At 69.6% G+C, this 23302-nt stretch carries 23 protein-coding genes; 10 read left to right on the forward strand and 13 right to left on the reverse strand.

The genetic code is table 11. From position 1 onward, the window contains the following. Positions 1 to 484: 484 nt before the first annotated feature. The 7 genes from ACPTTF_RS15690 to ACPTTF_RS15720 form a co-directional block, all read right to left on the reverse strand. Positions 485 to 1129: an alpha/beta hydrolase gene (locus tag ACPTTF_RS15690; protein ID WP_166965179.1), complete on the reverse strand. Its 645-nt coding sequence runs from the start codon at positions 1127 to 1129 to the stop codon at positions 485 to 487. Positions 1130 to 1142: 13 nt separating this feature from the next. After that, on the reverse strand, positions 1143 to 1460 hold the full coding sequence (locus tag ACPTTF_RS15695; protein ID WP_011694422.1) for a (2Fe-2S) ferredoxin domain-containing protein: 318 nt from the start codon (positions 1458 to 1460) through the stop codon (positions 1143 to 1145). Between the two features lie 344 nt (positions 1461 to 1804). After that, positions 1805 to 2956 (reverse strand): VanZ family protein, encoded by a 1152-nt coding sequence (locus ACPTTF_RS15700; RefSeq protein WP_423371665.1) that lies wholly within the window; start codon positions 2954 to 2956, stop codon positions 1805 to 1807. A 19-nt stretch (positions 2957 to 2975) separates the two neighbouring features. Beyond that, entirely contained in the window at positions 2976 to 3629 is a 654-nt protein-coding gene (locus ACPTTF_RS15705; protein ID WP_423371666.1) for an ABC-type transport auxiliary lipoprotein family protein, read from the reverse strand. Positions 3630 to 3652: 23 nt separating this feature from the next. Continuing rightward, positions 3653 to 4582: an MlaD family protein gene (locus ACPTTF_RS15710; protein ID WP_423371667.1), complete on the reverse strand. Its 930-nt coding sequence runs from the start codon at positions 4580 to 4582 to the stop codon at positions 3653 to 3655. An 18-nt stretch (positions 4583 to 4600) separates the two neighbouring features. Beyond that, the gene (locus tag ACPTTF_RS15715) at positions 4601 to 5515 is read right to left on the reverse strand and encodes an ABC transporter ATP-binding protein (protein WP_166965185.1); all 915 of its coding nucleotides are present in this window, start codon (positions 5513 to 5515) and stop codon (positions 4601 to 4603) included. Next, a complete protein-coding gene (locus tag ACPTTF_RS15720) occupies positions 5512 to 6636 on the reverse strand; it encodes an MlaE family ABC transporter permease (protein ID WP_423371668.1) in 1125 nt (374 codons plus the stop codon). Before ACPTTF_RS15720 ends, ACPTTF_RS15715 begins: the two co-directional genes overlap by 4 nt. A 335-nt stretch (positions 6637 to 6971) precedes the next feature. Between ACPTTF_RS15720 and ACPTTF_RS15725 the strand changes: the two genes are divergently transcribed. From ACPTTF_RS15725 to ACPTTF_RS15750, 6 genes are all read left to right on the forward strand, one after another. Next, a complete protein-coding gene (locus ACPTTF_RS15725; protein WP_423371669.1) occupies positions 6972 to 9041 on the forward strand; it encodes a bifunctional 2',3'-cyclic-nucleotide 2'-phosphodiesterase/3'-nucleotidase in 2070 nt (689 codons plus the stop codon). Positions 9042 to 9049: 8 nt separating this feature from the next. After that, positions 9050 to 9895, forward strand: coding sequence for a tetratricopeptide repeat protein (locus ACPTTF_RS15730; RefSeq protein ID WP_423371670.1), 846 nt, complete (start codon positions 9050 to 9052; stop codon positions 9893 to 9895). Between the two features lie 222 nt (positions 9896 to 10117). Beyond that, a complete protein-coding gene (locus tag ACPTTF_RS15735) occupies positions 10118 to 10669 on the forward strand; it encodes a hypothetical protein (RefSeq protein ID WP_423371671.1) in 552 nt (183 codons plus the stop codon). A 146-nt stretch (positions 10670 to 10815) separates the two neighbouring features. Then, complete coding sequence (locus ACPTTF_RS15740; RefSeq protein WP_166965193.1) at positions 10816 to 11736, forward strand: biotin--[acetyl-CoA-carboxylase] ligase; 921 nt, start codon at positions 10816 to 10818, stop codon at positions 11734 to 11736. Further along, the gene (locus ACPTTF_RS15745; RefSeq protein WP_423371672.1) at positions 11733 to 12533 is read left to right on the forward strand and encodes a type III pantothenate kinase; all 801 of its coding nucleotides are present in this window, start codon (positions 11733 to 11735) and stop codon (positions 12531 to 12533) included. Before ACPTTF_RS15740 ends, ACPTTF_RS15745 begins: the two co-directional genes overlap by 4 nt. Positions 12534 to 12720: 187 nt before the next feature. After that, a complete protein-coding gene (locus ACPTTF_RS15750) occupies positions 12721 to 12963 on the forward strand; it encodes a hypothetical protein (protein ID WP_423371673.1) in 243 nt (80 codons plus the stop codon). Positions 12964 to 12979: 16 nt separating this feature from the next. Here ACPTTF_RS15750 and rfaE2 read toward each other — a convergent pair whose 3' ends face one another. The 6 genes from rfaE2 to ACPTTF_RS15780 form a co-directional block, all read right to left on the reverse strand. After that, positions 12980 to 13465 carry a D-glycero-beta-D-manno-heptose 1-phosphate adenylyltransferase gene (gene rfaE2, locus ACPTTF_RS15755; protein ID WP_166965199.1) on the reverse strand — a complete coding sequence of 162 codons (486 nt, stop codon included), beginning with the start codon at positions 13463 to 13465 and terminating at the stop codon, positions 12980 to 12982. 194 nt (positions 13466 to 13659) lie between these two features. Continuing rightward, on the reverse strand, positions 13660 to 14538 hold the full coding sequence (locus ACPTTF_RS15760) for a diiron oxygenase (RefSeq protein WP_011353352.1): 879 nt from the start codon (positions 14536 to 14538) through the stop codon (positions 13660 to 13662). A 466-nt stretch (positions 14539 to 15004) separates the two neighbouring features. Further along, entirely contained in the window at positions 15005 to 16231 is a 1227-nt protein-coding gene (locus tag ACPTTF_RS15765; RefSeq protein WP_423371674.1) for a patatin-like phospholipase family protein, read from the reverse strand. 24 nt (positions 16232 to 16255) lie between these two features. Continuing rightward, entirely contained in the window at positions 16256 to 17011 is a 756-nt protein-coding gene (locus ACPTTF_RS15770; protein WP_423371675.1) for a PhaM family polyhydroxyalkanoate granule multifunctional regulatory protein, read from the reverse strand. Between the two features lie 88 nt (positions 17012 to 17099). Continuing rightward, positions 17100 to 17927 (reverse strand): enoyl-CoA hydratase/isomerase family protein, encoded by an 828-nt coding sequence (locus ACPTTF_RS15775; protein WP_166965205.1) that lies wholly within the window; start codon positions 17925 to 17927, stop codon positions 17100 to 17102. 131 nt (positions 17928 to 18058) lie between these two features. Next, positions 18059 to 19051: a fumarylacetoacetate hydrolase family protein gene (locus tag ACPTTF_RS15780; protein ID WP_423371676.1), complete on the reverse strand. Its 993-nt coding sequence runs from the start codon at positions 19049 to 19051 to the stop codon at positions 18059 to 18061. A gap of 130 nt (positions 19052 to 19181) precedes the next feature. Here ACPTTF_RS15780 and ACPTTF_RS15785 point away from each other — a divergent pair, with 130 nt between their 5' ends. From ACPTTF_RS15785 to ACPTTF_RS15800, 4 genes are all read left to right on the forward strand, one after another. Next, on the forward strand, positions 19182 to 20057 hold the full coding sequence (locus ACPTTF_RS15785; protein WP_423371677.1) for an IclR family transcriptional regulator: 876 nt from the start codon (positions 19182 to 19184) through the stop codon (positions 20055 to 20057). Between the two features lie 124 nt (positions 20058 to 20181). Further along, positions 20182 to 21489, forward strand: a complete 1308-nt coding sequence (locus tag ACPTTF_RS15790; RefSeq protein ID WP_423371678.1) for a DUF3108 domain-containing protein — start codon at positions 20182 to 20184, stop codon at positions 21487 to 21489. Between the two features lie 254 nt (positions 21490 to 21743). Then, positions 21744 to 22001 (forward strand): BTH_I0359 family protein, encoded by a 258-nt coding sequence (locus ACPTTF_RS15795; protein WP_006477667.1) that lies wholly within the window; start codon positions 21744 to 21746, stop codon positions 21999 to 22001. A gap of 202 nt (positions 22002 to 22203) precedes the next feature. Next, complete coding sequence (locus ACPTTF_RS15800) at positions 22204 to 23271, forward strand: homocysteine S-methyltransferase family protein (protein ID WP_423371679.1); 1068 nt, start codon at positions 22204 to 22206, stop codon at positions 23269 to 23271. The last annotated feature ends 31 nt before the right edge of the window (positions 23272 to 23302 follow it).

Genomic DNA, 23302 nt, shown 5'->3' on the forward strand with positions numbered 1-23302 from the left:
ATCGATTCAGGCTGATGGCAGAAAGTGCGGTGCGAAACGCGCAGGGTTGAACGGCAAGGCGGCGGGCGTTTCGGGCACTCGCCCGATATCGTCGGGCGACGCGAAACGCGCCGGTTGGACTCGTGCGGACGCGTTCGGTTCGCGGCTGTCGCGAGCGGGCGGACAGATGGCGAAACGAGCGCCGCATGGGCCCAGCCGGGCCGCGGGCGACGCGGAATCCGGCCATTATACGTGGCCGCGCAGGGCGTTTTCGCGAACCTGACGCCGGACAGCCGACCATCTTCATCGGGCGCAGGGTGCCGGCAGGCTGCGCGTCATCGCACGCGAAGGTGTGCGAAAGGCGTGTGCAGGCGAGGTGGAAGTGGGGTCGCGCCGCACGCTGCGGCGCGATGTCGCGCGGGAGGATCGCGCCTCCGGCGCGTGCCGGAGGCCGTGTGCACAAGACGTCGCGGGCCGCCGGCGCTAGCCGGCACCCGCGCGCCGGCTAGCGCCAGGCGTCGACGATGATGCGTTTCAGCACGTGCAGCTTGCGATGCAGGAAATGCTCGGCGCCGGGGATCACGACGACCGGCAGTTCCTGCGGCCGCGCCCAGTCGTACACCGACGCGATCGGCACCGTGTCGTCGGTTTCGCCGTGGATCACGAGCGTGTTCTCGGGCACGTCGGCCACCTGCCAGCGGCTCGCGGCCGTGCCGACGAACACCATCCGCTCGATCGACTCGCCCGCGTCGCACAGCCGCCTGGCGACGTGCGACAGCACGAAGGTGCCGAACGAGAAGCCCGCGAGCACGAGCGGCAGGTCGGCATATGCGGGCTGCGCGCGCATGTGCGCGAGCACCGCGAGCAGGTCGTCGGCCTCGCCGGTGCCGTTGTCGTGCACGCCCTCGGTCGCGCCGACGCCGCGGAAGTTCGACCGGAACACGACGTAGTTCAACTGCACCAGCGTGCGCGCGAGCGTTTGCGCAACCTTGTTGTCCATCGTGCCGCCGAACAGCGGATGCGGATGCGCGACGAGCGCGATGCCGCGCGGCGCGGCACCGCTTTCGCGCACGGCATCGGGGAGATCGACCGCGATCTCGATCTGCCCGACCGGGCCCGCGATCAGCGATTTCTGCGTATGAACGTTCATTCGGCCGACCCGCTCAGATCTTCAGGCGGTCGACGACCTTGCCGTCGCGCAGGTGCGATTCGACGATCTCGTCGATGTCGGCCTGGTCGACGTACGTGTACCACGTGCCCTCCGGATACACGACCATCACCGGCCCTTCCTCGCAGCGGTCGAGGCAACCGGCCTTGTTGATGCGAACCTTGCCGGGCCCCGCGAGGCCGAGCTCCTTCACGCGCTTTTTCGCGTATTCCTGCATGGTCTGCGCGTCGCATTGCGCGCAGCTCGGGCGTTCGGCGCCCGGTTCGCGCTGGTTCAGGCAGAAGAAGACGTGGTGCTGGTAGTAGGAATCCATGGTCGTGACGAGCGGCCCGGCGCAAGGCCGTGCGGAAAGAGGAGCGATTGCCGCTGCGCGAGGCAACGGGTGTGTAGTGTTCGGTGCCAGGCGGCGCTGATGTGCCAGCGGATTCGTGCTCGTGGCAAGGCGCAAACCGCAGCGATGCCTGGTGGCATCGCGAGGATTTGCAACGCGGCCACGGGTGCGAAGGCGCCGCACATGAGTGCCGATTGGTGCCGAACACTGCACTCATGCGGACGATTATAGCGACCGGCGTACGCCGCTGCCCGCGATACCGCCGCGGCCGCGCTGCTGGAAGCGCTGGAAGCGTTGCAACCGCCGCAGCCATCGCAGCTACCGCATCAGCGGCGCAACACGGCCGGCAGCCAGGCGTGCTCGACGCGCTGGCCGAGCCAGATCAGCGCCGCGTAGGGCCAGATCCACGCGAGCCAGCGTGCGAGGCTGTTGAAGTGCAGGTAGCGGCCCTGCCGCCAGCCCGACAGCGTGAAGTCGAAGAACGGATTGACGGGCAGCAGGTTCACGAGCGCCACGCCGGCCAGCAGCGCGAGCGCCGCAAGCGTCGCGCGCCACGTCGCCGGCACATGCAGCGCGACGAGCGCGGCCGCGAAACCGAGCTCGATCCCGAGCCGCGCGCCGGGCGTCGCCCATACGACGACGAGGCCCGTGGCCGACTGCATGAACGTCGCGGCCGCCTTCAGCACGAGCGTCGCGGCGACGAGCGCGATCAGCAGCCGGATGCGCGGCGCGCGCGGCCGCATTGCGAGCGACGCGATCGTCAGCGCGGCGAACAGCATCAGCCCACCGAGCGCCGCCTCCCACGCGGAGTCGGACAGCCAGCCGTCGACGCGCTCGGGCCATTCGCCCACGCGCCACGCGGCCGGCAGCCACGCGAGCAGCGCGTCCTGCATCGAGGTGTCGGCACGCTCCCACAGCGCGGCCGGCCAGTCGCCGATGCCAAACAGGAACGGCGACGGGAACAGGATCGCGAACGGCCACAGCCCGGCGAGCAGCAGCGGCGTCGCACCGTCGTCCTCGAACCACGTGAAGCGCAGCCGCCGCAGCGCGCCGCGATCGAGCAGCGCACCGGTGGCCGGCGCGACGAGCGCCGCGCCCAGCAGCGCGCCGAGCGCGTTGGCCGCGAGATCGAGATTCGACGCGACGCGCGTCGGCAGGTAGGTTTGCAGCGCTTCCATCGAGCCCGACAGCAGCACGCCGAGCCCGCCCGCGATCAGCGTCGCGGCCACGCCGCGCCGGCGCGGGTGCAGCGCGAGCACGCCGAGCGCGCCGAACGGCAGGTAGCCGAGCACGTTCGTGACGACGTCGAATGCCGTCACGTAGCGCTGCATCGGCGCGAACAGGTAGTCGAACGGCCCGATGCCGAGCGACACCCAGCCTTCGAACGGATACAGCGAAGCGTAGACGATGAGTGCCGTGTAAGCGGCAAAGGTCTGCCGCGCGAGCGGCGATGCGCGAGGCGTGCCGGTCGCGCTCATCGCGGCTGCGCGGCACGCGTCACGGCGTGCCCGCGTACGCCTGCATGCCGACCCACGCGGCGATCTGCGACACGAGCTCGTTGCTCGCCGTCGCGAGCGCGCGGGCGCCGCCCGCCGCGTCGGGCGTGCTCGACGGCGCACGCGCGACGAACGTGCGCTGGCCGAGCACCTTGCCGTCCAGCGTCAACGTCGCGCGCGCGGTGACGGCGCCATGGCTCTGCGACTGGCCGTCGAACACCTGCTCGAATTCGTTCAGGTCGACCTTGAGGGTCGGCGCGCGCACGCCGTCGGACCCTTCGAGCACCGTGCCGCGCGACGACAGCGCGCCGCGCAGCCGCTGCGTGAGCAGTTGTGCGGGCGGTGCCGTCCAGCGGCTGTCGCGATAGACGGCCACGTGCTGCGCGTCCACATACGCGAGGCGGTACGAGAATTTGTCGGAGTCGAGCGCGTCGGGCGCGGCGACGTCGAGCACCTTCAGCGCGGGGCCCGGGCCTGCGGTCACGACCGACGGGGCCGCCCCAGGTGTGGCCGGCCCGAGGTCATAGCGGACATTCGACAGCACCGCGCTGTTGCCGGCGCAGCCGGCCGCGAGTGACAGCGTCAGCACGGCAAGCGCGGCCGCGGCGGGACGCAGCGCGCGGTCAAGGATTCGTGGCATGGCGTGTTCCTGCATGATGTTTCCGGTTTCGATGGGTGTCACTGCCCGGCCGTCGCACCCGGCCAGACGAAGCCCGCTTCGCCGGGCCCCGGCGCCGCGCCGGGCGAACCGAACAACAGACTGCGCGGGTTGCGGCCAAGTTCACCGGCCACGTCCTTCAATTGCCGCGACGCATCGCCGACGCTGCCGGCCAGCGCGTTGAAACGCGGCAGCGTGTCGTACTGCACGCGCGCGTTGAGCTCGTTCAGCGTGACGCCGACCTGCTCGGCGGCCGTGCCGGCCTTGTTCAGGTTCGACACGAGCGGCCCGTTCGGCTGCAGCAGCGTGTTCGCCGATGCCATCGCGCGGTTCACCTCGTGCATCGTCTCCGGCAGCGCGGTGACCGTCGGGCCAAGCTGCTTCGTCAGCGTGGCGGCACCATCGGCCGCGTGCTGCAGGCTTTCGGCGGTCGCGCGCAACTGCTCGCGCATCTCGGGCGACATCAGCGCGTTCGCGCTCTTCGCGGCCAGTTCGAGCTGACGCAGCAGCACGTCGCCGCGCTCCTGGATCTGGTCGAACAGGCTCGGCCGCATCGGGATCTGCGCGATCGACTTCGTCGATGACGGCAGCGGCGCCAGGTCGCGCCCCGTATCCTCGAGCTGCACGAACGCGATCCCCGTCACGCCCTGGAAGCCGAGGCTGCCGTAGGTCGACTGCGTGATCGGCGCGTCGTGATCGACGAGAATCCGGATCCGGATCTGGCCCGGGTGCGAACGATCGAAGCCGATCGACTGCACCTTGCCAACGTCGAGGCCGCGAAAACGCACGGCCGCGTCCGGGAACAGCCCCGTCACGTTGGTGCGCGCGAGCAGGTCGTACGGCACGCGTACGGTGCGGTCGACGTTGAACCAGAACACGGTGCCCGCGATCGCGAGCGTCAGCGCGATCGTGAACAGGCCGGCCCAGAACGCATGTGATTTGTTTTCCATTCGGGGATTCCTTCGTTCCTACAGCTCGACGCTCGACAGCGCCGGTTCGAGGGCCGCCTTCGGCAGCTTCGCGCGCCGCTCGGGCGGCAGCGCCTGCAATGCGCGGCGCCCGCGCAGCCCCAGGAAATATTCGTGGATGAACGGATGGTCGACGTTCGCGGCCTCCTCGACCGGTGCGGCGACCAGCACCTTGCGGTCGGCCAGCACCGCGACGCGCGTCGACAGCGCGACCATCGTGTCGAGATCGTGCGTCACCATCACGACGGTCAGCCCGAGCGTGCGGTGGAGCGTCGCGATCAGCTCGACGAATTCGTCCGACGCCTGCGGATCGAGGCCGGCCGTCGGTTCGTCGAGGAACAGCAGCTCGGGCTCGAGCGCGATCGCGCGCGCGATGCCGACCCGCTTGACCATTCCGCCCGACAGCGCGGCCGGCATCTTCGACGCGTGCTTGCACGGCAGCCCGACCATCTCGAGCTTCAGCATCACGATGTCGTGCAGGAGATCCGGCGGCACGCGGCCGAGCTCGCGCAGCGGCTGCGCGACGTTGTCGAACACCGTCATCGACGAGAACAGCGCGCCCTGCTGGAACAGCATCCCCGAGCGCGTGCGCATCATCCGCGCGCTCGCGTCGTCGATCGTCGCGGTATCTTCGCCGAACACCTTGATCGTGCCCGACGTCGGCCGCTCGAGGCCGAGGATCTGCCGCACGAGCGTGGTCTTGCCGGAGCCCGAGCCGCCGACGATCGCCACGATCTCGCCGCGCCGCACGTCGAAGTCGAGCTTCTGGTGAATGATGTTGCGCCCGTAGCGCTTGGTCAGGTTGCGCACCTCGATCACGAGGTCGCCGGGATCGGCCGCCGCGGCCGGCCGGTCGCCGACCGACCCGGCACCGACGGCCGCCGCATGCGCGGTCGTTTCGTTCGATGCGTTCATCCGAGCCCCACGTTCTGGAACAGGATCGCGAACACCGCGTCGGCGAGGATCACGACCGTGATCGACGACACGACCGACGTGGTCGTGCCTTCGCCGAGGCTCTGCGAGTTCGCCTTGATCCGGAAGCCGAAATGGCACGCGACCAGCGCGATCAGCATGCCGAACACGACGCCCTTGCCCACGCCGATGTACAGGTTCGCGATCGGCACGACGCCCGGCAGCGAGCGCACGAAATAGTTGACGTCGATCCCGAGCACGAGCTTCGCGGCAAGGGCACCGCCCGTCAGCGCGATGATGTTGGTCCACATCACGAGCAGCGGCATCGCGACGCCGAGCGCGAGCACGCGCGGCAGGATCAGCCGCAGCCCGTGCGGGATGCCCATCACGCGCATCGCGTCGAGCTCCTCGGTCACGCGCATCACGCCGATCTGCGCGGTGATCGCCGAGCCCGAGCGGCCCGCGACGAGAATGGCCGACAGCACCGGGCCGAGCTCGCGGATCACCGACAGCCCGAGGATGTTCACGATGTAGCGGTTCGCGCCGAACATCTGCAGCTGCTGCGCGGACAGGTAGCTGAGCACGATGCCGATCAGGAACGCGACGAGCGCGGTGATCGGCAGCGCCTGCGCGCCGGCGCTGTAGATGTTCGCCGAAGTCTCCTTCCACGGCATGGTCTGCGGACGGCGCAACACCGACAGCGCATCGAGGATCACGAGGCCGAACAACGCGATGCCGCCCTGCAGGTGTTCGCCGAACCGGAAGATCGCCTGACCGAGCCGCGTGACGGGATCGAAGCGCACGACGCGCTCGGGCGCCTCCCGCTCGCTGTCGAGCCGCTCGATGCGCTCGAAGATCGTGCGCTGCGTGGCGCTCAGCGCGACGCCGGCCGGCAGCTTGCGGCCCCACACGCGCCACAGCGCCTGGCCGCCGACGTGGTCGAGCCGCTCGATGCCGGACAGATCCCATTCGCTCACGCGCCCGGACGCGATGCTCGCGACACGGCGCGCCACCGTGCCGCGATTGCGTGCAAGCGCGAGCGCGGTCCACTGGCCGTACAGGCGCACCGTCTGGCCCTGGCCGCCGGCGTCGACCGACAGGCCGGGAGGAGTCTCGAAGTCCAAGGGCAGGTTGTTTGCAAAAAGGTGACAGCGGTCATTGTAGCGAACCGCCCGGCGACGCGACGTGAGGATTTCCGTGTGGACGCCCAGCCCGGGGCCCGCAGCCGGGCGCGCCTGGCTGGGGGCGCTTGGCGGGGCGCCGGGCCGGGTCGCCCGCCCCGGGGTGCGCGTGGAAGCCGCCGCCCCCCCTGCCGGTTGACGGCTTCACCACCTTTCATTCTTCCGTCACGTTTCCTTTCGATACTCTCACGCGCCGCACATCAGGCCGTCGGCGCCCCGCGCCGCCATTCGTTGCGTACCTCGCGTTTCATAAAACAGAACACCGAACAGGACAACCGATGCATCTCCCCCTGCTTTCCCGCCGTCGCATGCCGGCCATCGCCGCGCTCGCCAGCCTCGCCTTCATCCTCGCCGCGTGCGGCGGCGACGACGTCACCTCGCCGCCGGTGACGCCGCCGGCGGCCCAGGCGCCCGTCGGCACGACGGCTACACTCGCCCTGCTCGAGACGACCGACCTGCACACCAACGTGCTGTCGTATGACTATTTCAAGCTCGCCGCCGACAATTCGCTCGGCTTCGAACGCGTGTCGACGCTGATCGCACAAGCACGCAAGCAATACCCGAACACGCTGCTGCTCGACAACGGCGACACGATCCAGGGCACCGCGCTGTCGGATTACCAAGCGCTCGTGAAGCCGGTCGGCTGCGACCAGACGCTCGCGATCTACAAGGTGATGAACGCCGCGAAATTCGACGGCGGCGGGATCGGCAACCACGAATTCAACTACGGGCTGCCGTACCTGTCGCAGGTGACCGGCAACACGTTCGAGGTCGACGGCCTGCCGGCGCCGGCCCAGCAGAAGAAGTGTGCGGGCCCGAACTTCCCGCAGGTGCTCGCAAACGTGATCAGCGCGAAGACCAACGCGCCGCTGTTCACGCCGTACACGATCCTGACCCGCACCGTGACCGCGACGACGCCGGACGGCAAGATGGTCAGCGCGCCCGTGAAGATCGGCATCATCGGCTTCACGCCGCCCGCGATCATGAACTGGGACAAACGCTGGCTCGACGGCAAGGTCTACACGACCGGCCTGAAGGAAGCCGCCGAGAAGTACATTCCGGAGATGCGCGCGAAGGGCGCCGATCTCGTCGTCGCGATCTCGCACGGCGGCCTCGACAATTCCGCGTATTCGCCGACGATGGAGAACGGCAGCTGGTGGCTGTCGAAGGTGACCGGCATCGACGCGATGCTGATCGGCCACTCGCACCAGGTGTTCCCGGACGCGAACAGCACCGTGTCGCAGTTCAACCTGCCGGGCGTCGACAAGGTCAAGGGCACCGTCAACGGCGTGCCGACCGTGATGGCCAACTACTGGGGCAAGCACCTCGGCGTGATCAAGCTCGGCCTGAAGTTCGACGGCAAGACGTGGAGCGTCGACAAGTCGCAGACGACCGTCGAGGCGCGCTCGACCCAGAACGCCGACAAGAGCTACGTCGCGGCCGATCCGTCGGTTTCCACCGCGATCGCCGCCGAACACCAGGCGACGATCGACTACGTGAAGACGCCGATCGGCTCGACCGACTACCGGATGAACTCGTACTTCGCGGACGTCGGCGACCCGGGCGCGATCCAGATCGTCAACGAGGCACAGGCCGACTACGTGAAGACCTACGTGCAGGCGAACCTGCCGCAGTACGCGTCGCTGCCGGTGCTGTCGGTCAGCGCGCCGTTCAAGAGCGGCTTCGGCGGCGGCACCGACTACACCGACGTCGCGCCGGGCGCGCTCGCGATCAACAACGCGGCCGACCTGTACCTGTATCCGAACACCGTGTATGCGGTGAAGGTGAGCGGCGCCGACGTGAAGAACTGGCTCGAAACCGCCGCGAAGCGCTTCAACCGCATCGACCCGACCAAGGCGACCGTGCAGCCGCTCGTCAGCACGTTCCCCGGCTACAACTTCGACATGTTCACGTCCGCCGATCTCGCGTATGAAATCGACGTCACGCAGCCGGTCGGCAGCCGGATCAAGAACCTGACGTACAAGGGCGCGCCGATCGACCCGAACGCGCAGTTCATCGTCGCGACCAACAACTACCGCGCGAGCGGCGGCGGCAACTTCCCGGGCCTCGACGGCAGCAAGACGATCTTCGCGTCGCCCGATGCGAACCGCGACGTGCTGATCGCGTTCGTGAAGCAGCGCGGCAAGATCACGCGCACGGCCGACGGCGCGCAGCGCAGCTGGCGCTTCACGAAGCTCGCGAGCTCGGTCGCGCACGTGCAGTTCGCGTCCGCACCGAACCGCCTCGGCGACGCGGCGGCGGCCGGCCTGACCGGCATCACGCAGGTCGCGGCCGACGACGGCTCGGGCAAGAACCTCGCCACCTACGAGATCGACCTCACGCAATGAGACACGCGATGCAACCGATCCGGACGATGCGGCCGGCCGAAACCGGCCTCGCCGCCGCCGCGCGGCGCCTGCTGCGCGCGAAACTCCCGCCGGCCGCGCTGCTCGCGACGGCGGCCGTGACCGTCGCGGCCGTGGTAGCTGCGACCGGACTGCGCAGCGCCGGCCCCGCGCCGAGCGCCGCGCAGCTCGACGAGTGGCAGGCGATGGTCACGCAGGCCACCGAGCCGCACGCGCTCGCGCAGTTGCGCACGCTGGCGCGCCGCGGCTCGGGCGACGCGCAGGCGGCGCTCGGCATCGCGCTCGTCGACGCGCGCGAACCGGGGCTGCGCGACGAGGGCCGCGGCTGGCTGGAAACGGCCGCGACGGCAGACGGCAAGGCCGGCGCGCCGGCCGCCCGGCGTGCGCAGCTCGCGCTCGGCAAGGCGTTGCTGCTCGGCAGCAGCGACATGCCGAAGGACTATGCGCGCGCCCGCACGCTGCTCGGCGAAGCGGCCGCGCAGGGCGACCCGGCCGCCGCGTATTACCTCGGGCTGATTTATCGCAGCGGCTACGGCATCGCCGCCGATCCCGTGCAGGCCGCGCACTGGTTCGAGGTCGCATCGCGCGCGGACATCCCGGCCGCCGACTTCATGCTCGCGAACGCGTACCGCGACGGCAGCGGCGTGCCGCGCGACGATGCACGCGCGCTGGCGCTGTATCGCCGGGCCGCGGAGCACGAGTTGCCGGAAGCCGTGCAGACGCTCGCGATGGCCTATCGCAACGGCGAGCTCGGGCTCAAGCCCGATGCGGACGAATTCCACGCGCAGTGGATCGAGACCGCGCATGCGCTGAAGCACCCGGTCGTCGCGCCGTGACGGTTCTTCCGCACGCACGAGCGCGAACCCGCATCGCACCGGCTGCCTGACAGGCAAGCCCCGACGCTCCGCGCATCGATCGCCCGGCAACGGAATCGATCGCGGAGCGCGGGCGCACGCGTCTGTGGCATTGCCGCCATCCGGCCGCTCCACGTCGATCGGTCGGCGTGCGGCAATGCATTAACATGCAGCCTCACAATAAAACCTGAGAGAACTGCATCCATGTCCCTTCGCCTGTCCGGGCGTTGCGCCGCTGCCGTCGGCGCCGCCGCCATTACCATTGCCATTGCCGCCGCGCCGCTCACTGCATTTGCCGCGCCGCCTGCCCATCCCGACATCTTCAACGCCGCGATCTGCAATCCGCCGTTCACGTCGGACCTGATGGACTCGATCTACAACACCGTCAAGGCCACCGATCCGAAGCCGGACGAATCGATGCTGGGCGCCGCGGTCTTCCGTCTGCCGGAGCCGATCCACCGGGACGGCTTCACGACGCAGCACGTCGTGTTCACCAGCACGGGCATCGGCGTGCTCGTGGATGGCGAAGTCGCCGGCCAGCTCGCGCAACGCTACAAGCTCGCGCCTGAAAAGGGCCACCTACTGGGCGCGGCGTCGGCAGGCTATTCGCGCCGGCTGACCGTGCGCGGCCCGGGAGGCGCGCTGATCCTCGTGTCGGCCCGCCAGGGCCCGGCGCTGAAGGGCAAGACGCTGCTCGCGTGCGAAATGACGTCCGAAGAAGACATCAAGGCGCTGGAGCAGATGGAAAAGCATTGAGCCGTGCGGCGGCGCTCCGGCGCCGTTCGCGTGCGGGCGGCCGCGCGCCGCCCTGCCAGTCGCTGCCGGTCGCTGCCGGTCGGTCGCTGCCGGTGGCGCGCGCCGCTCGACGCGCGCCACCGCCCCCTGTCGCTACAATAGCCTCCATGAACGCCCCCACCTCCTCCGACACGCCCGACTCCGGCGACGCGCACATCGCGCGCAACCGGCTCGAGGCGCACCTGGACGCCGCGCCGCGTGCGTGGCCGCTCGACATCGTCGCCGCCACCGGCTCGACCAACGCCGACGTCGCCACCCGGCTCAAGGCGCTGCCGCGCAACGCGCACGCGCTGCCCGCGCCGCTCGTGCGCGTCGCGTTCGAGCAGACGGCCGGCCGCGGCCGGCAGGGCCGCCCGTGGTTCGCGCAGCCCGGCAATGCGCTGCTGTGCTCGGTCGGCTGCATCGTGCCGCGCCCCGTCGACGCGCTCGGCGGCCTCAGCATCGCGATCGGCGTCGCGCTCGCCGAAGGGCTCGCCGCCCTGCCGCTCGACGCCCGCTCGCGCGTCGCGCTCAAATGGCCGAACGACCTGCTGCTGACGGCCACCGACGACGGTACGCCGCGTATCGTCGGCAAGCTCGCCGGGATCCTGATCGAAACCGCCTGGGCCAGCGCCGACGCCACCGCCGTCGTGATCGGCTTCGGCATCAACGTGCGCGGCGCGGAAGCCGTCGCCGCGCAGGTCGACGCGCTGCGCGCGCGCGAAGCGACCCTCGCGAGCGGGCTGCCGCCCGCCGCGCTGTCGATCGCGTGCGCCTCGGCCAACCTCACCGATACGCTCGCCGCGTCGCTGAACGCGCTCACGCCCGCGCTCGCGCAGTTCGGCGCCGAAGGGCTCGCGCCGTTCCTGCCGCGCTGGCACGCGTTGCACGCGTACGCAGGGCGCGAAGTCGTGCTGCTCGAACAGGGCGTCGAACGCGCGCGCGGCATCGCGACGGGCATCGACGCGACCGGCCAGCTGCTGCTCGACACGCCGGACGGCATCCAGACAATCGCGGCCGGCGACGTGTCGCTGCGCGAAGCGCAATGAACGAGCCGCACCTGCTGATCGACGCCGGCAACAGCCGGATCAAGTGGGCGCTCGCCGATGCGCAGCGCACGCTCGTCGAGACGGGCGCATTCGGCCACACGCGCGACGGCGGCACCGATCCCGACTGGTCGAACCTGCCGCATCCGCGCGGCGCGTGGATCTCGAACGTCGCGGGCACCGATGTGGCCGCCCGGCTCGACGCGCTGCTCGACGCGCGCTGGCCGGGCCTGCCGCGCAAGACGATACGCTCGCGTCAGGCGCAATGCGGCGTGACGAACGGCTATACGACGCCCGAACAGCTCGGCAGCGACCGCTGGGCCGGCCTGATCGGCGCGCGCGCGGCGTTTCCGGGCGAGCACCTGCTGATCGCGACGTTCGGCACCGCGACGACGCTCGAGGCGCTGCGTGCCGACGGCCGCTTCACGGGCGGGCTGATCGCGCCGGGCTGGTCGCTGATGATGCGCGCGCTCGGCACGCACACCGCGCAGTTGCCGACGCTGACCACCGACATCGCGAGCGGGTTGCTCGCGGATGCGCAGGCCGAGCCGTTCCAGGTCGATACGCCGCGCTCGCTGTCGGCCGGCTGCCTGTATGCGCAGGCCGGGCTGATCGAACGCGCGTGGCGCGATCTCGCCGCCGCGTGGCAGGCACCCGTGCGGCTCGTGCTGGCCGGCGGCGCGGCGGACGACGTCGCGCGTGCGCTGACGCTCCCGCATACGCGGCACGATGCACTGATCCTGTCCGGGCTCGCGCTGATTGCCGCGGAAGCGGCAACCGCGGCGGCGGCACAGGAGTGATGGAAGAGCGCCGGCATCTCGCCGGCGCAAGGCAATGCAGGCCCGGGCGGGCCTGCATCACGATGACGGTGAAGAGCGCGTGGTGCCACGACGGCTGCCCGCGCGCACGGTCAACGGAAGGAATGAAACAGCCGGCGATGCGGCCGGCCCGATTGAATGACGTGAACCACGACGAGGAGTGTCGACGATGCTGCGCTGGCTGATCGCTGTTCTCTTTCTCGCCAACATGCTTGCGTTCGTGGTGGCACGCGGCGTGTTCGGGCCGCTGCCGGCGGCCGGCCCGCGCGAACCCGGCGTGCTGTCGCGCCAGGTGCGACCCGATGCGCTGCGCGTGACGCCGCTCGCGCAGGCAACCGACCAGCCCGTCATCGGCGGCCCGATCGCGCCGCCGGCCGTCACCGCCGAGCCGCTCTCGGCGTCCGCGCCCTGACCGCGCCGGGCCGTACTCAGGGCTGCTGCGCGCGCACCTTCTTCAGCAACGCGGTGGTCGAGCGGTCGTGCTCGAACGGAATCGCCAGCGCCCGACCGCCCCAGCCGCGCACCAGCGCCGATTCCGGCAACGCATCCATGTCGTAGTCGCCGCCCTTCACGAGAATGTCCGGCCGGACGGCCTCGATCAGCGACACAGGCGTCTGTTCCTCGAACTTCACGACCCAGTCGACGCTTTCCAGCGCCGCGAGCAGCGCCGCGCGATCGTCCTCGCGATTGATCGGCCGGTCGTCGCCCTTGCCGAGCATGCGTACCGACGCGTCGCTGTTCACGCCGACGATCAGGCATGCGCCGAGCGCTTTCGCATCGGCGAGATACGTGACGTGGCCGCGGTGCAGGATGTCGAATACGCCGTTGGTGAACACGACGGGCGACGGCAGCGACGCACGCAGGGCGACGAGGGCATCACGGGTGATCAGCTTGCGTTCGAAGGTGGCGGGCATGATGGATGGCGGACTGAATGAACAACGGCGCGCGCGGCGGACCGGACGGCAGGACGCGGCGGCGGCACCAGATAAAAAGCCCGCCGGACCGGCCGGGCGGGCTTCATGCTACGGATGCGAATCGCATGCGAAGCGGACAAGCCGACCACGCGGCCGGCGCAACGCGCACCGGCTGCGGCGCCAGCCGACCGGCCTCAGGCCGGTTGCGCAGCCGACGACGGGCCGCTTTCGGCCTGCAGGCGGCCGGTGACTTCCTTGCGGTAGCGGTTCAGCTCCTGCGCGGTCGCGAACGTGCGCTCGAACAGGATCGACAGGTTGTGCAGGATCCGCTCGACCACCTTCTTTTCCCACTCGCCGTCGAACCGGATCTGCTCGTCGAGCCAGCGCTCGAGCCATTCCGGATCGGGCAGGCGCGACTGCACGGTGTCGCGCGGGAACAGCGCCTGGTTCACGTGCAGGTTGGTCGGGTGCAGCGGCTTCTCGGTGCGGCGCGCCGACGCCATCAGCACGCCGATCTTCGCGAACGCCGCACGCGCGACGTCGCCGCAATTGTTCAGCGCCTTCTTCATGTAGCGCAGGTACGCGCCGCCGTGGCGCGCTTCATCGCGCGAGATCGTTTCGTAGATCTGCTTGATGACCGGCTCGGTGTGCCAGTCGGCCGCGCAGCGGTACCAGTGATTCAGGCGGATCTCGCCGCAGAAGTGCAGCATCAGCGTCTCGAGCGGCGGCGCCGGATCGAACTGGAAGCGCACCGCGTGCAGTTCCTCTTCGGTCGGCACCATTTCCGGCTTGAAACGGCGCAGGTATTCCATCAGCACGAGCGAATGCTTCTGCTCCTCGAAGAACCACACGCTCATGAACGCGGAAAAGTCGCTGTCGTGCTGGTTGTCGCGCAGGAACATCTCCGTCGCGGGCAGCGCCGACCACTCGGTGATCGCGTTCATCTTGATCGTCTTCGCCTGCTCGTCGGTGAGCAGCGAAGCGTCGAACTTGTCCCACGGAATGTCCTTCTCCATGTCCCAGCGGACAGCTTCGAGCGACCTGTAAAGTTCCGGATAAAGCATCGTGTTCATGATGGTCCCACCCCTGTTCTGCGCAATGCGACTTCTCTAAACGTGACTGTTGCCGCGCAAGCGCGCCACGCGCGCTTTTTGCAGCCAAGACTCTAATTTTACGCGGGAAACCGACCCGCCGGACGCTGATTCCTCGTCCGGCAGCCGGGCGGCCGCGTCGCCGCCGTTGGGCATGCCGCAGCCACGCTCCGTTCGGACGGAGCCGGCCACGCCTGCCTGAGTTGGGGACCGGCGCTGGCCGGCTCGTTGGCGCGCCCGTCCCCTGCCCCAGGCGGGTTCCCCGGAGGGTCCCGTGCGGATGCCGGATCGGCGGGCTGCTCGATATGGTGTATACGGCGGCGGCCATGATAGCACGCGTGCATGACGGTTCCGAGACGCCTGCCCGGTCGCGCGCCGCCAACCGCGGTGCGGCGATCGGTCGCGGGCAACCGTCGCGAAAACGCAACCTTACATTCCCCTGCGCGAGTCAGACCCGTATTTCGCCGGCGGCAAGACCGTCTTCCGGCGGCATGCCGGCGGCCGGCGCGCTGCCGCCGTCCGCCAACGCAATCCAGCCGGCCAGCGTGTCGCGCTGTGCGCGCCCGTCGCGGTAGCCGAGTTCGATCAGTTCACGCGTGAACGCCTCCTCGAACAGCAGGTAGCTCGCAAACGATGCGCCGGCCGGCTGGCTGCCGCCGATCGCGCCGAGCAGCCCGCGCATCGTCGCCGGCATCTGCTTCAGGTGTTTCGCGGCGATCAGCTCGATGCGCTCGGACGGTGCGATCGCGAGCACGTCGACGTGCCGCCAGCCGCTGTCCACCTCGACCTGGTGCGGCAGGTGCTCGATCATCCGGTTGATGTGCTCGATGCGCTCGATGTCCGAGCCGATCGAGTCGAGGAACACGCTCGCGAGCACCTGCTGGCCGATCTGCGCGAGCGTCGGGTAGCCGCGTACCAGCCCTGCGCCGTTCGCGGCCGGAATCTCGGGCCGCGGGTCGGCCGCGCCGACCACGACGATCCGGTGCGCGCCGAAGTGGATCGCCGGCGACAGCGGCGCGATTTGCCGGATAGACCCGTCGCCGAAGTATTCGATCTGCCCGTCGAGCACGAGCGGCACGGCCGGGAACACGAACGGAATCGCCGACGACGCGAGCAGGTGCGACGCCGACAGGTCGACGAGCCGCGCGGTGCGCTGCGCGCGCCGCCACGCCTGGATCGGCTCGGCCGCCTGGTAGAACGTGAGGTGCCGCCCGCTCGAATAGCTGAGCGCCGTGATCGACAGCGCGTGCAGCAGGCGCGCCTCGAGCATCTGCTCGATCCGGTGGAAACTCAGCTCGCGGTGCAGCAGGTGCGCGAGCGGCGCGTTGTCGAGCAGCCCGCGCGGCGAGCGGCGGGACGCCCAGCCGAAGGTCATCGCCGCGAGCCAGCGTGCGCCGGCGGCGGCGACGCCGAGCCAGTCGGTGCGATACACGTAGTCGGCGCGCAACGGCTCCCAGAATTCGAGCAGGCGCCGCACGCCGTGAGAGAAATCGTCCGCGTGGCTCGCGATCGACGTCGCGTTGATCGCGCCGGCCGACGAGCCGCACACGACCGCGAACGGCAGCGTGTGCCGCTGCGGATCGGCCTCGCGCGCGATCTCGGCCAGCGCCTTCAGCACACCGACCTGATAGGCGGCACGTGCGCCGCCTCCCATCAGAACGAGCGCGAGCCGCATGATCGACCTGCTATCCGCGCCGCGTCACGTCGAGCGCTTCGGCGGACGGGTTTCGGGCGACGATGCGGCCGCCGCGCGCGCCGCGGCCGAACCGGCCGCACCGGTCGACTTCGCGCGCTTCGCGGCGGGCTTGCGCGGCGCGGCGGCGGCCGGTGCCGGCTTCGCGGCCGGCTCCGGCGCAGCGGCCGCGGCCGGCGGCGCATCGCCCGGCGCGGCGGGCTGCATGCCCGGCTGCGCCATCGCGAGGCTCGCGAGCTGGTTGAACTGCGACTGCAGCAGGTTCCACCAGCCGGCGGGATCGAAGGCCTGCTGCGCAGCGTCACCCGCCGCTGCATCCGCGGCATCCGCCGCCGGCGGTGCATCGCCCGGCGACGCCGACCCGTGTTTCGCCGCATGCGCCGCCGCGACGGCCGCTTCCTCGGCCGCCGACATCGAGCTTTGCGCGAACGCGCCGAACGCACGCAGCGTCGCAAGCGTCGCGCGCTGCACCTCGAGCGCCTGGATCGCGGACTGCAGCATCCCGAGATTGAGCTTCAGCCACTGCTCGACCGCGCGCAGGTCGGTGATCCGCTTGTCGAGCTCCTCGACGCTCGTAAGCGGCGCCATCATGTCGGACATGCTCGACAGCGACGGCGGCAGCCCTTGCGTGCCGCCCGGAAACGGCGTCATCGCGCCGAACGGCGACATCCGCATCATGTCCCACATCCGGTCCATCATGTCGGCGGGCTTGAAGCCGGCAAAGCCGGCGAAAGGGTTGGCGCCGGAGGCATCGGTCGTCATACGGGCATCCTGGTTGACTGGGTGAGAGCGAGGCGGCCGCCATGCGTCGCGCGAGCCGCGCCTGGTTCGATCATAGCGCCGGCGCGTGTCAGAACGGCGCGTCGCCGGGAAACTCGGGTGGGCGCCGCTCGCGCAACGAACGCAGGCCTTCCTGTACGTCGGGCCCGGAAAAACCCATGAATTCGAGCGCGAGCGACGCATCGAAGGTCGGCCCGGCCGAGCGCAGCCAGTTGTTCAGCGCGTACTTGGTCCAGCGGATCGCCGACTGCGAACCGTGCGCGAGCCGCTCGGCCACTTCGTAGGCCTTCGGCAGCAGGTCGGCCGGCTCGACCGCGAGCGATACCAGCCCGATCCGCTCGGCCTCCTCGCCGCTCACGGGCTCGCACAGCAGCAGGTAGTACTTCGCCTTCGCCATCCCGCACAGCAGCGGCCACACGATCGCCGCGTGGTCGCCGGCCGCGACGCCGAGCCGCGTGTGGCCGTCGATGATGCGTGCATCCTTCGCGGCGATCGAGATGTCGGCGAGCAGCCCGGCGACGAGCCCCGCGCCGACGGCCGGGCCATGCATCGCCGATACGATCGGCTTGCTGCAGTTGATCACGTTGTAGACGAGGTCGCGCGCCTCGCGCCACACGCGGGCGCGCACGTCGAAGTCGTTCGCCATGTCCTCGACGAGCGCGAGATCGCCGCCCGCCGAGAAGCCCTTGCCTTCACCGCGGATCACCGCGACGCGCGTGTCGGGATCGCGGTCGACGTCGCGCCAGATGTCGGCGAGCTCGCGATGCATGCGCGCGTTCGCGGTCGCGAGCCCGCTGCGGTTCGCGCCCTCGCCGCTCATCACGATGTCGAGCACGCCGTGGTCCCGGCGCGTCACCTTCAGTGCTTCGTAACCGCCGTATGCGGCGAGATCGGCCATGTGCCGCTCCTTCGAGTCGAGGCTCTTGAATCGAGTGTAGCCAAGCCCGCGCGGGCAAACATCAGGCGAAACCCGGCGCGCGGGCGGAAGCCAGGTTTCGCGGGTGCGGCGCGCTGCGTGCTCAGCGTGACTTACGCCGCGCCGTCGGGCGGAGCGACCGACTGCTCGATCGCGCCGAAGATCGACTTGCCGGCCGCGTCGAACATCTCGATGCGCACGGTATCGCCGTAGCGCATGAATTCGGTCTGCGGCGCGCCGTGCTCGATCGTCTCGAGGCAGCGCTTCTCGGCGATACAGCAGTAGCCGCGCTTCGCGTCCTTGTTCGACACCGTGCCCGAGCCGACGATCGACCCGGCGCGCAGGTTGCGCGTCTTCGCCGCGTGCGCGACCAGCTGGCCGAAGTGAAACACCATGTCGGTGCCCGCATCGGGCTGGCCGACCTTCTTGCCGTTCCAGTGGACGATCATCGGCCGGTGCACGCGGCCTTCGCGCCATTCGTCACCGAGCTCGTCGGGCGTCACGGCGACCGGCGCAAATGCGGTGGCCGGCTTGCTCTGGAAGAAGCCGAAGCCCTTCGCGAGCTCGGCCGGAATCAGGTTGCGCAGCGACACGTCGTTCACCAGCGTGACGAGCCGGACGGCCTTCAGCGCTTCGTCGGGCGATGCGCTCATCCGCACGTCGCCGGTGATCACCGCGACTTCCGCCTCGAAATCGATGCCCCATTCCTCGGACGGGCACACGACGTCGTCGCGCGCGCCGAGGAAATCGTCGCTGCCGCCCTGGTACATCAGCGGATCGGTCCAGAATTCGGGCGGCATCTCCGCGCCGCGCGCGCGGCGCACGAGTTCGACGTGGTTCACGTACGCGGAGCCGTCGGCCCACTGGAACGCGCGCGGCAGCGGCGCCATGCAGTTGGCCGAATCGAACGCGAACGCATTGCGCGCGCGGCCCTGGTTCAGCCCGTCGTACAGGTCGCGCAGCTGCGGCGCGTAAAACGCCCAGTCGTCGAGGACACGCTGCAGCGTCGGCGCGATCGCGTCGGCGATCGCCGCGGTGTGCAGGTCGCGCGACACGACGATCAGCTGGCCGTCGCGCGTGCCGTCCTTCAGCGAAGCAAGTTTCATAAGGGGGACTCTGCCGTTGTAGTGACGATGGAGGGAATCTATTTTACGATGGTGAATCCCTGCGGCGCGCCACGATCGTGCACGCCGTTTTCGCCCCGATTCCTGCCGCAATTTCGCGCACCTGCCGCCCATGCCCGCCAGCCCGCTTCCCGACCACGATCTCGCCGACTCCGACACCGACGACGCCGCTTCCGGCGAGCACGGCGAAAACAGCGAGAAGGTCCGTTCCGGCATCCAGTCGATCGAGGTGGGCTTCCGCCTGCTCGACGTGCTGACGAGCGAGCCGCGCGCGATGATGCTGCGCGACCTCGCGCAGCGCGCGGGCATGAGTCCCGCGAAGGCGCACCGCTACCTGGTCAGCTTCTCGCGGCTCGGCGTGGTGTCGCAGGATCCCGTCTCGGGCCGCTACGAGCTCGGCGGCTTCGCGCTGCAGATGGGGCTCGCGCGGCTCGCACGCGTCGACGGCGTGAAGCTAGCACGGATTGCGCTGACCGAATTCCGCGACCGCCTCGACCAGACGGTCGGCATCGCGGTGTGGGGCAACCAGGGGCCGACGATCGTGCACTGGATGGAATCGAGCCACCCGGCGAAGGCGTCGCTGAAGCTCGGCGACGTGATGCCGCTGCTCGGCTCCGCGACGGGGCTGCTGTTCGCCGCGTACCTGCCGCGCGGCAAGACCGCCGCAATGCTCGAGCGCGAACTCGCCGATACGCGCCGCTCGCCGCACCACGGCGGCCCGCGCACGCTCGACGAGGTCGACGCGGTGCTCGCCGACGTGCGCAAGCACGAGGCTGCGCGCGTCGAGGGGATGCTGCTGCCGACGATCCACGCATTCTGCATGCCCGTGTTCGATGCGGTCGGCGAGCTCGCGCTCGCCATCGTCGCGCTCGGCCAGGAAGGCTCGTTCGACATTGCATGGGGCGGCGAGATCGACACGGCGCTGCGTGCATGCGCGCAGAAACTGTCTTACGAACTCGGCTATAGTGCCGACGCGCGCGACGCCTGACACACACGGTACCCGTCACGTCACCTAACGTCACGCAGCGCGAACGCGCGGCGCATTCGACAGTCCGATTCCTGTGGCGTGCGCTGCGCGCCCGACGTCATGCGAGCGCCCCGATCCTGTTCCGATGCCCATGCAGCCTGCCGACATCCGCCCGAGTCATGCCTTGCCCCGCCGCTGGCTGCGCGTGGGCGTTGCGCTCGTCGTCGTGCTGGTGCTGCACGCGCTCGCCGGGTTCTGGCTGATGCGCAACCGCGACGCGTTCACGCCGCCCGCGCCCGCCGAAATCCCCGTGCAAATCGAGCTGCTGAAACCGCAACCGATCGAGCGCCAGCCCGCGCCGGCTGCGGCGAAGCCGGTCGAGCATCCGGCGGCTCCCGCACCGGCTGCCCCCAGGGCTGCCGCACCGAAACCCGCGGCCACGCCGGAGCCGGTCCTCACGTCGACGCAAACGGCCGAACACGGTGAGCCGCCGGCCGCCGCGTCTGCAGCGAGTGGCGTACCGGGCGCCTCGGGCGCGCATGCCGCGTCGGCCGCTGGCGCCGCCAGTGCCGCCGGTGCCACGACGCCGGGCCCCGCGACGAACGGCGTGAAGTTCACCGCGCCGCCCTCCGGCGACCTGCAGTACGACACGTTCTACAACGGCATGCAGAACATGATCGGCACGATCCGCTGGCGCACCGACGGGCGCACCTACGACCTGTCGGTGTCGATGCCCGTGCCGTTCGTCGGGCCGTTCACCTATCGCAGCGAAGGCCGCATCGACGCGTTCGGCGTCGCGCCCGAGCGTTACGTCGAGAAGCGCGGCAAGCGTCCGGAAGACATCGCGATCTTCAATCGCGAGATCCGGCAGGTCGTGTTCACGCGTACGCCGAACAACGCACCGTTGCCCGACGGCATACAGGACCGCTTCAGCATGCTGATGCAGCTGTCCGGGCTCGTGCGCGGCAATCCGTCCGCGTACAAGCCGGGCGTCACGCAGCAGTTCTTCGTGATCGACAACAACAGCGGCGAAACCTGGCCGATCACCGTGATCGGCGACGAGCAGGTGCAGACGCAGGCCGGCATCATCAGCGCGCGGCACTTCATGCGCCTGCCGCGGCGCGACGGCGACACGCGCCGCATCGACATGTGGCTCGCCCCGTCGCTCGGCTGGCTGCCCGCGCGGCTCGTGCAGACCGAACCGAACGGCGCGCAGATCGAGCTGTTGTGGCATGGTCCGCTCGCGGCGCCGGGCGCGCCGTCCGACACGGAACCGGCAGGCGGCGCCACGCATGCGCCCGCCGTTGCACCCGCACCCGAACCATCGGCCGCACCGGCCGCGGAACCGGCACAACCCGCGCCGCCGGCCACCGTGCAACCTCCGGCACAATCGGCTACCCAACCGGCTGCACCACCCGCGTCTTCGCCTGTCACATCGCCTGTCACACAGTGAACTCGCGAGCGAATGCACGCGATTCGGCAATTTCGACCGACTACAGATTTCCGTGAAATGGCCGATGACACTCTTTAACAACTATTTCAGTCCACCGGTCGACAATAGGAAACGTTTCATAGACATCGGCTTCTAACCGATACACCCCACGCAAACGGGACCGGGGTGTGCAGCGCAAGCCCCTTGAAACCGGCAAGGCTCGCCCCACCTAGGGGACAACAAGGCCAAATGCCACTGCGAAGAGGAGTGCCGCCATGCAAATGATCTACAACAGCCCCAACTACTGCGTCGTCGAATTCGCGCCGCAGGCCGGCCACCACCTGATGAATGCCGGCGGATACGAAATCGTCGACAAGAACGCGCAGCGCGAAATCTTCATCGACGGCGAACTTGCCGAACGATTCCGCGCGCACGTGAAGCAGTTGATCGAGGACGAACCATCGCTCGACGAAGTCGACGAATTCCTCGGACAATTCGACAGCCTGATGATGATGCCCGTCGTGCTGCACTGACGGCCCGCTGCCCGGCGCCTCGTGCGGCCGGGCGATTCGCCGCGCATCGACGCGGCGCCGCGAGCACTCCGATCATGCCCCCGCCCGGTTCGCCGCGCGGGGGTTTTCATTTGGCGGCCCGGCCGGCGCCGCGCAAGGCCGGGCGGCACCCATGCGCACCGGCTACAATGACGCCTTTCCCGTCTTCGCCGGTCTTTCGCCCATGTCTGCGACTCCTCTCGCCGCTTCCGTCCCGCTCGACGCGCCGTACACGCGCGGCGCCGCTCTGCCTGCGCTGCTGAAATCGCGCATCCTGATCCTCGACGGCGCGATGGGCACGATGATCCAGCGCTACAAGCTCGACGAAGCCGCGTATCGCGGCGAGCGCTTCAAGGATTTCCCGCGCGACATCAAGGGCAACAACGAGCTGCTGTCGATCACGCAGCCGCAGATCATCCGCGAGATCCACGACCAGTACTTCGCGGCCGGCGCCGACATCGTCGAGACCAACACGTTCGGCGCGACGACCGTCGCGCAGGCCGACTACGGGATGGAAGATCTCGTCGTGGAGATGAACGTCGAATCGGCGAAGCTCGCGCGCGAAGCGGCCGCCAAATACGCGACGCCGGCCAAGCCGCGCTTCGTCGCGGGCGCGATCGGGCCGACGCCGAAGACGGCCAGCATCTCGCCGGACGTCAACGATCCGGGCGCGCGCAACGTCACGTTCGACGAGCTGCGCACGTCGTACTACCAGCAGGCGAAGGCGCTGCTCGACGGCGGCGTCGACCTGTTCCTCGTCGAGACGATCTTCGACACGCTGAACGCGAAGGCCGCACTGTTCGCGCTCGACGAACTGTTCGAGGACACCGGCGAGCGCCTGCCGATCATGATCTCGGGCACCGTCACCGATGCATCGGGCCGGATCCTGTCGGGGCAGACCGTCGAGGCGTTCTGGAATTCGCTGCGCCACGCGAAGCCGCTCACGTTCGGCCTGAACTGCGCGCTCGGCGCGGCGCTGATGCGCCCGTACATCGCCGAGCTCGCGAAGCTGTGCGACACCTACGTATCGTGCTACCCGAACGCGGGCCTGCCGAACCCGATGGCCGAGACGGGCTTCGACGAGACGCCGGACGTCACGTCGGGCCTCCTGAAGGAATTCGCGCAGGCCGGGCTCGTGAACCTCGCGGGCGGCTGCTGCGGCACAACGCCCGAACACATCGCCGAGATCGCGAAGGCGCTCGCCGACGTGAAGCCGCGCCGCTGGCCGAACCAGTACAGCGACAACGCCTGACCCGACCGCCCCACGTCCTTCATTCAAAGAA

It is taken from the genome of Burkholderia crassaminum (assembly GCF_964265005.1).
Classification (GTDB): Bacteria; Pseudomonadota; Gammaproteobacteria; order Burkholderiales; family Burkholderiaceae; genus Burkholderia.

Coding starts and splice junctions, on each gene's coding strand:
- ACPTTF_RS15700 (WP_423371665.1), bottom strand. CDS start 2,956: ATGAGCGCGACCGGCACGCCTCGCGCATCGCCGCTCGCGCGGCAGACC.
- ACPTTF_RS15775 (WP_166965205.1), bottom strand. CDS start 17,927: ATGGCCGATCTCGCCGCATACGGCGGTTACGAAGCACTGAAGGTGACG.
- ACPTTF_RS15790 (WP_423371678.1), top strand. CDS start 20,182: ATGCCCATGCAGCCTGCCGACATCCGCCCGAGTCATGCCTTGCCCCGC.
- rfaE2 (WP_166965199.1), bottom strand. CDS start 13,465: ATGCCCGCCACCTTCGAACGCAAGCTGATCACCCGTGATGCCCTCGTC.
- ACPTTF_RS15760 (WP_011353352.1), bottom strand. CDS start 14,538: ATGAACACGATGCTTTATCCGGAACTTTACAGGTCGCTCGAAGCTGTC.
- ACPTTF_RS15690 (WP_166965179.1), bottom strand. CDS start 1,129: ATGAACGTTCATACGCAGAAATCGCTGATCGCGGGCCCGGTCGGGCAG.
- ACPTTF_RS15695 (WP_011694422.1), bottom strand. CDS start 1,460: ATGGATTCCTACTACCAGCACCACGTCTTCTTCTGCCTGAACCAGCGC.
- ACPTTF_RS15765 (WP_423371674.1), bottom strand. CDS start 16,231: ATGCGGCTCGCGCTCGTTCTGATGGGAGGCGGCGCACGTGCCGCCTAT.
- ACPTTF_RS15735 (WP_423371671.1), top strand. CDS start 10,118: ATGTCCCTTCGCCTGTCCGGGCGTTGCGCCGCTGCCGTCGGCGCCGCC.
- ACPTTF_RS15795 (WP_006477667.1), top strand. CDS start 21,744: ATGCAAATGATCTACAACAGCCCCAACTACTGCGTCGTCGAATTCGCG.
- ACPTTF_RS15715 (WP_166965185.1), bottom strand. CDS start 5,515: ATGAACGCATCGAACGAAACGACCGCGCATGCGGCGGCCGTCGGTGCC.
- ACPTTF_RS15740 (WP_166965193.1), top strand. CDS start 10,816: ATGAACGCCCCCACCTCCTCCGACACGCCCGACTCCGGCGACGCGCAC.
- ACPTTF_RS15770 (WP_423371675.1), bottom strand. CDS start 17,011: ATGACGACCGATGCCTCCGGCGCCAACCCTTTCGCCGGCTTTGCCGGC.
- ACPTTF_RS15725 (WP_423371669.1), top strand. CDS start 6,972: ATGCATCTCCCCCTGCTTTCCCGCCGTCGCATGCCGGCCATCGCCGCG.
- ACPTTF_RS15730 (WP_423371670.1), top strand. CDS start 9,050: ATGCAACCGATCCGGACGATGCGGCCGGCCGAAACCGGCCTCGCCGCC.
- ACPTTF_RS15800 (WP_423371679.1), top strand. CDS start 22,204: ATGTCTGCGACTCCTCTCGCCGCTTCCGTCCCGCTCGACGCGCCGTAC.
- ACPTTF_RS15750 (WP_423371673.1), top strand. CDS start 12,721: ATGCTGCGCTGGCTGATCGCTGTTCTCTTTCTCGCCAACATGCTTGCG.
- ACPTTF_RS15710 (WP_423371667.1), bottom strand. CDS start 4,582: ATGGAAAACAAATCACATGCGTTCTGGGCCGGCCTGTTCACGATCGCG.
- ACPTTF_RS15785 (WP_423371677.1), top strand. CDS start 19,182: ATGCCCGCCAGCCCGCTTCCCGACCACGATCTCGCCGACTCCGACACC.
- ACPTTF_RS15705 (WP_423371666.1), bottom strand. CDS start 3,629: ATGCAGGAACACGCCATGCCACGAATCCTTGACCGCGCGCTGCGTCCC.
- ACPTTF_RS15745 (WP_423371672.1), top strand. CDS start 11,733: ATGAACGAGCCGCACCTGCTGATCGACGCCGGCAACAGCCGGATCAAG.
- ACPTTF_RS15780 (WP_423371676.1), bottom strand. CDS start 19,051: ATGAAACTTGCTTCGCTGAAGGACGGCACGCGCGACGGCCAGCTGATC.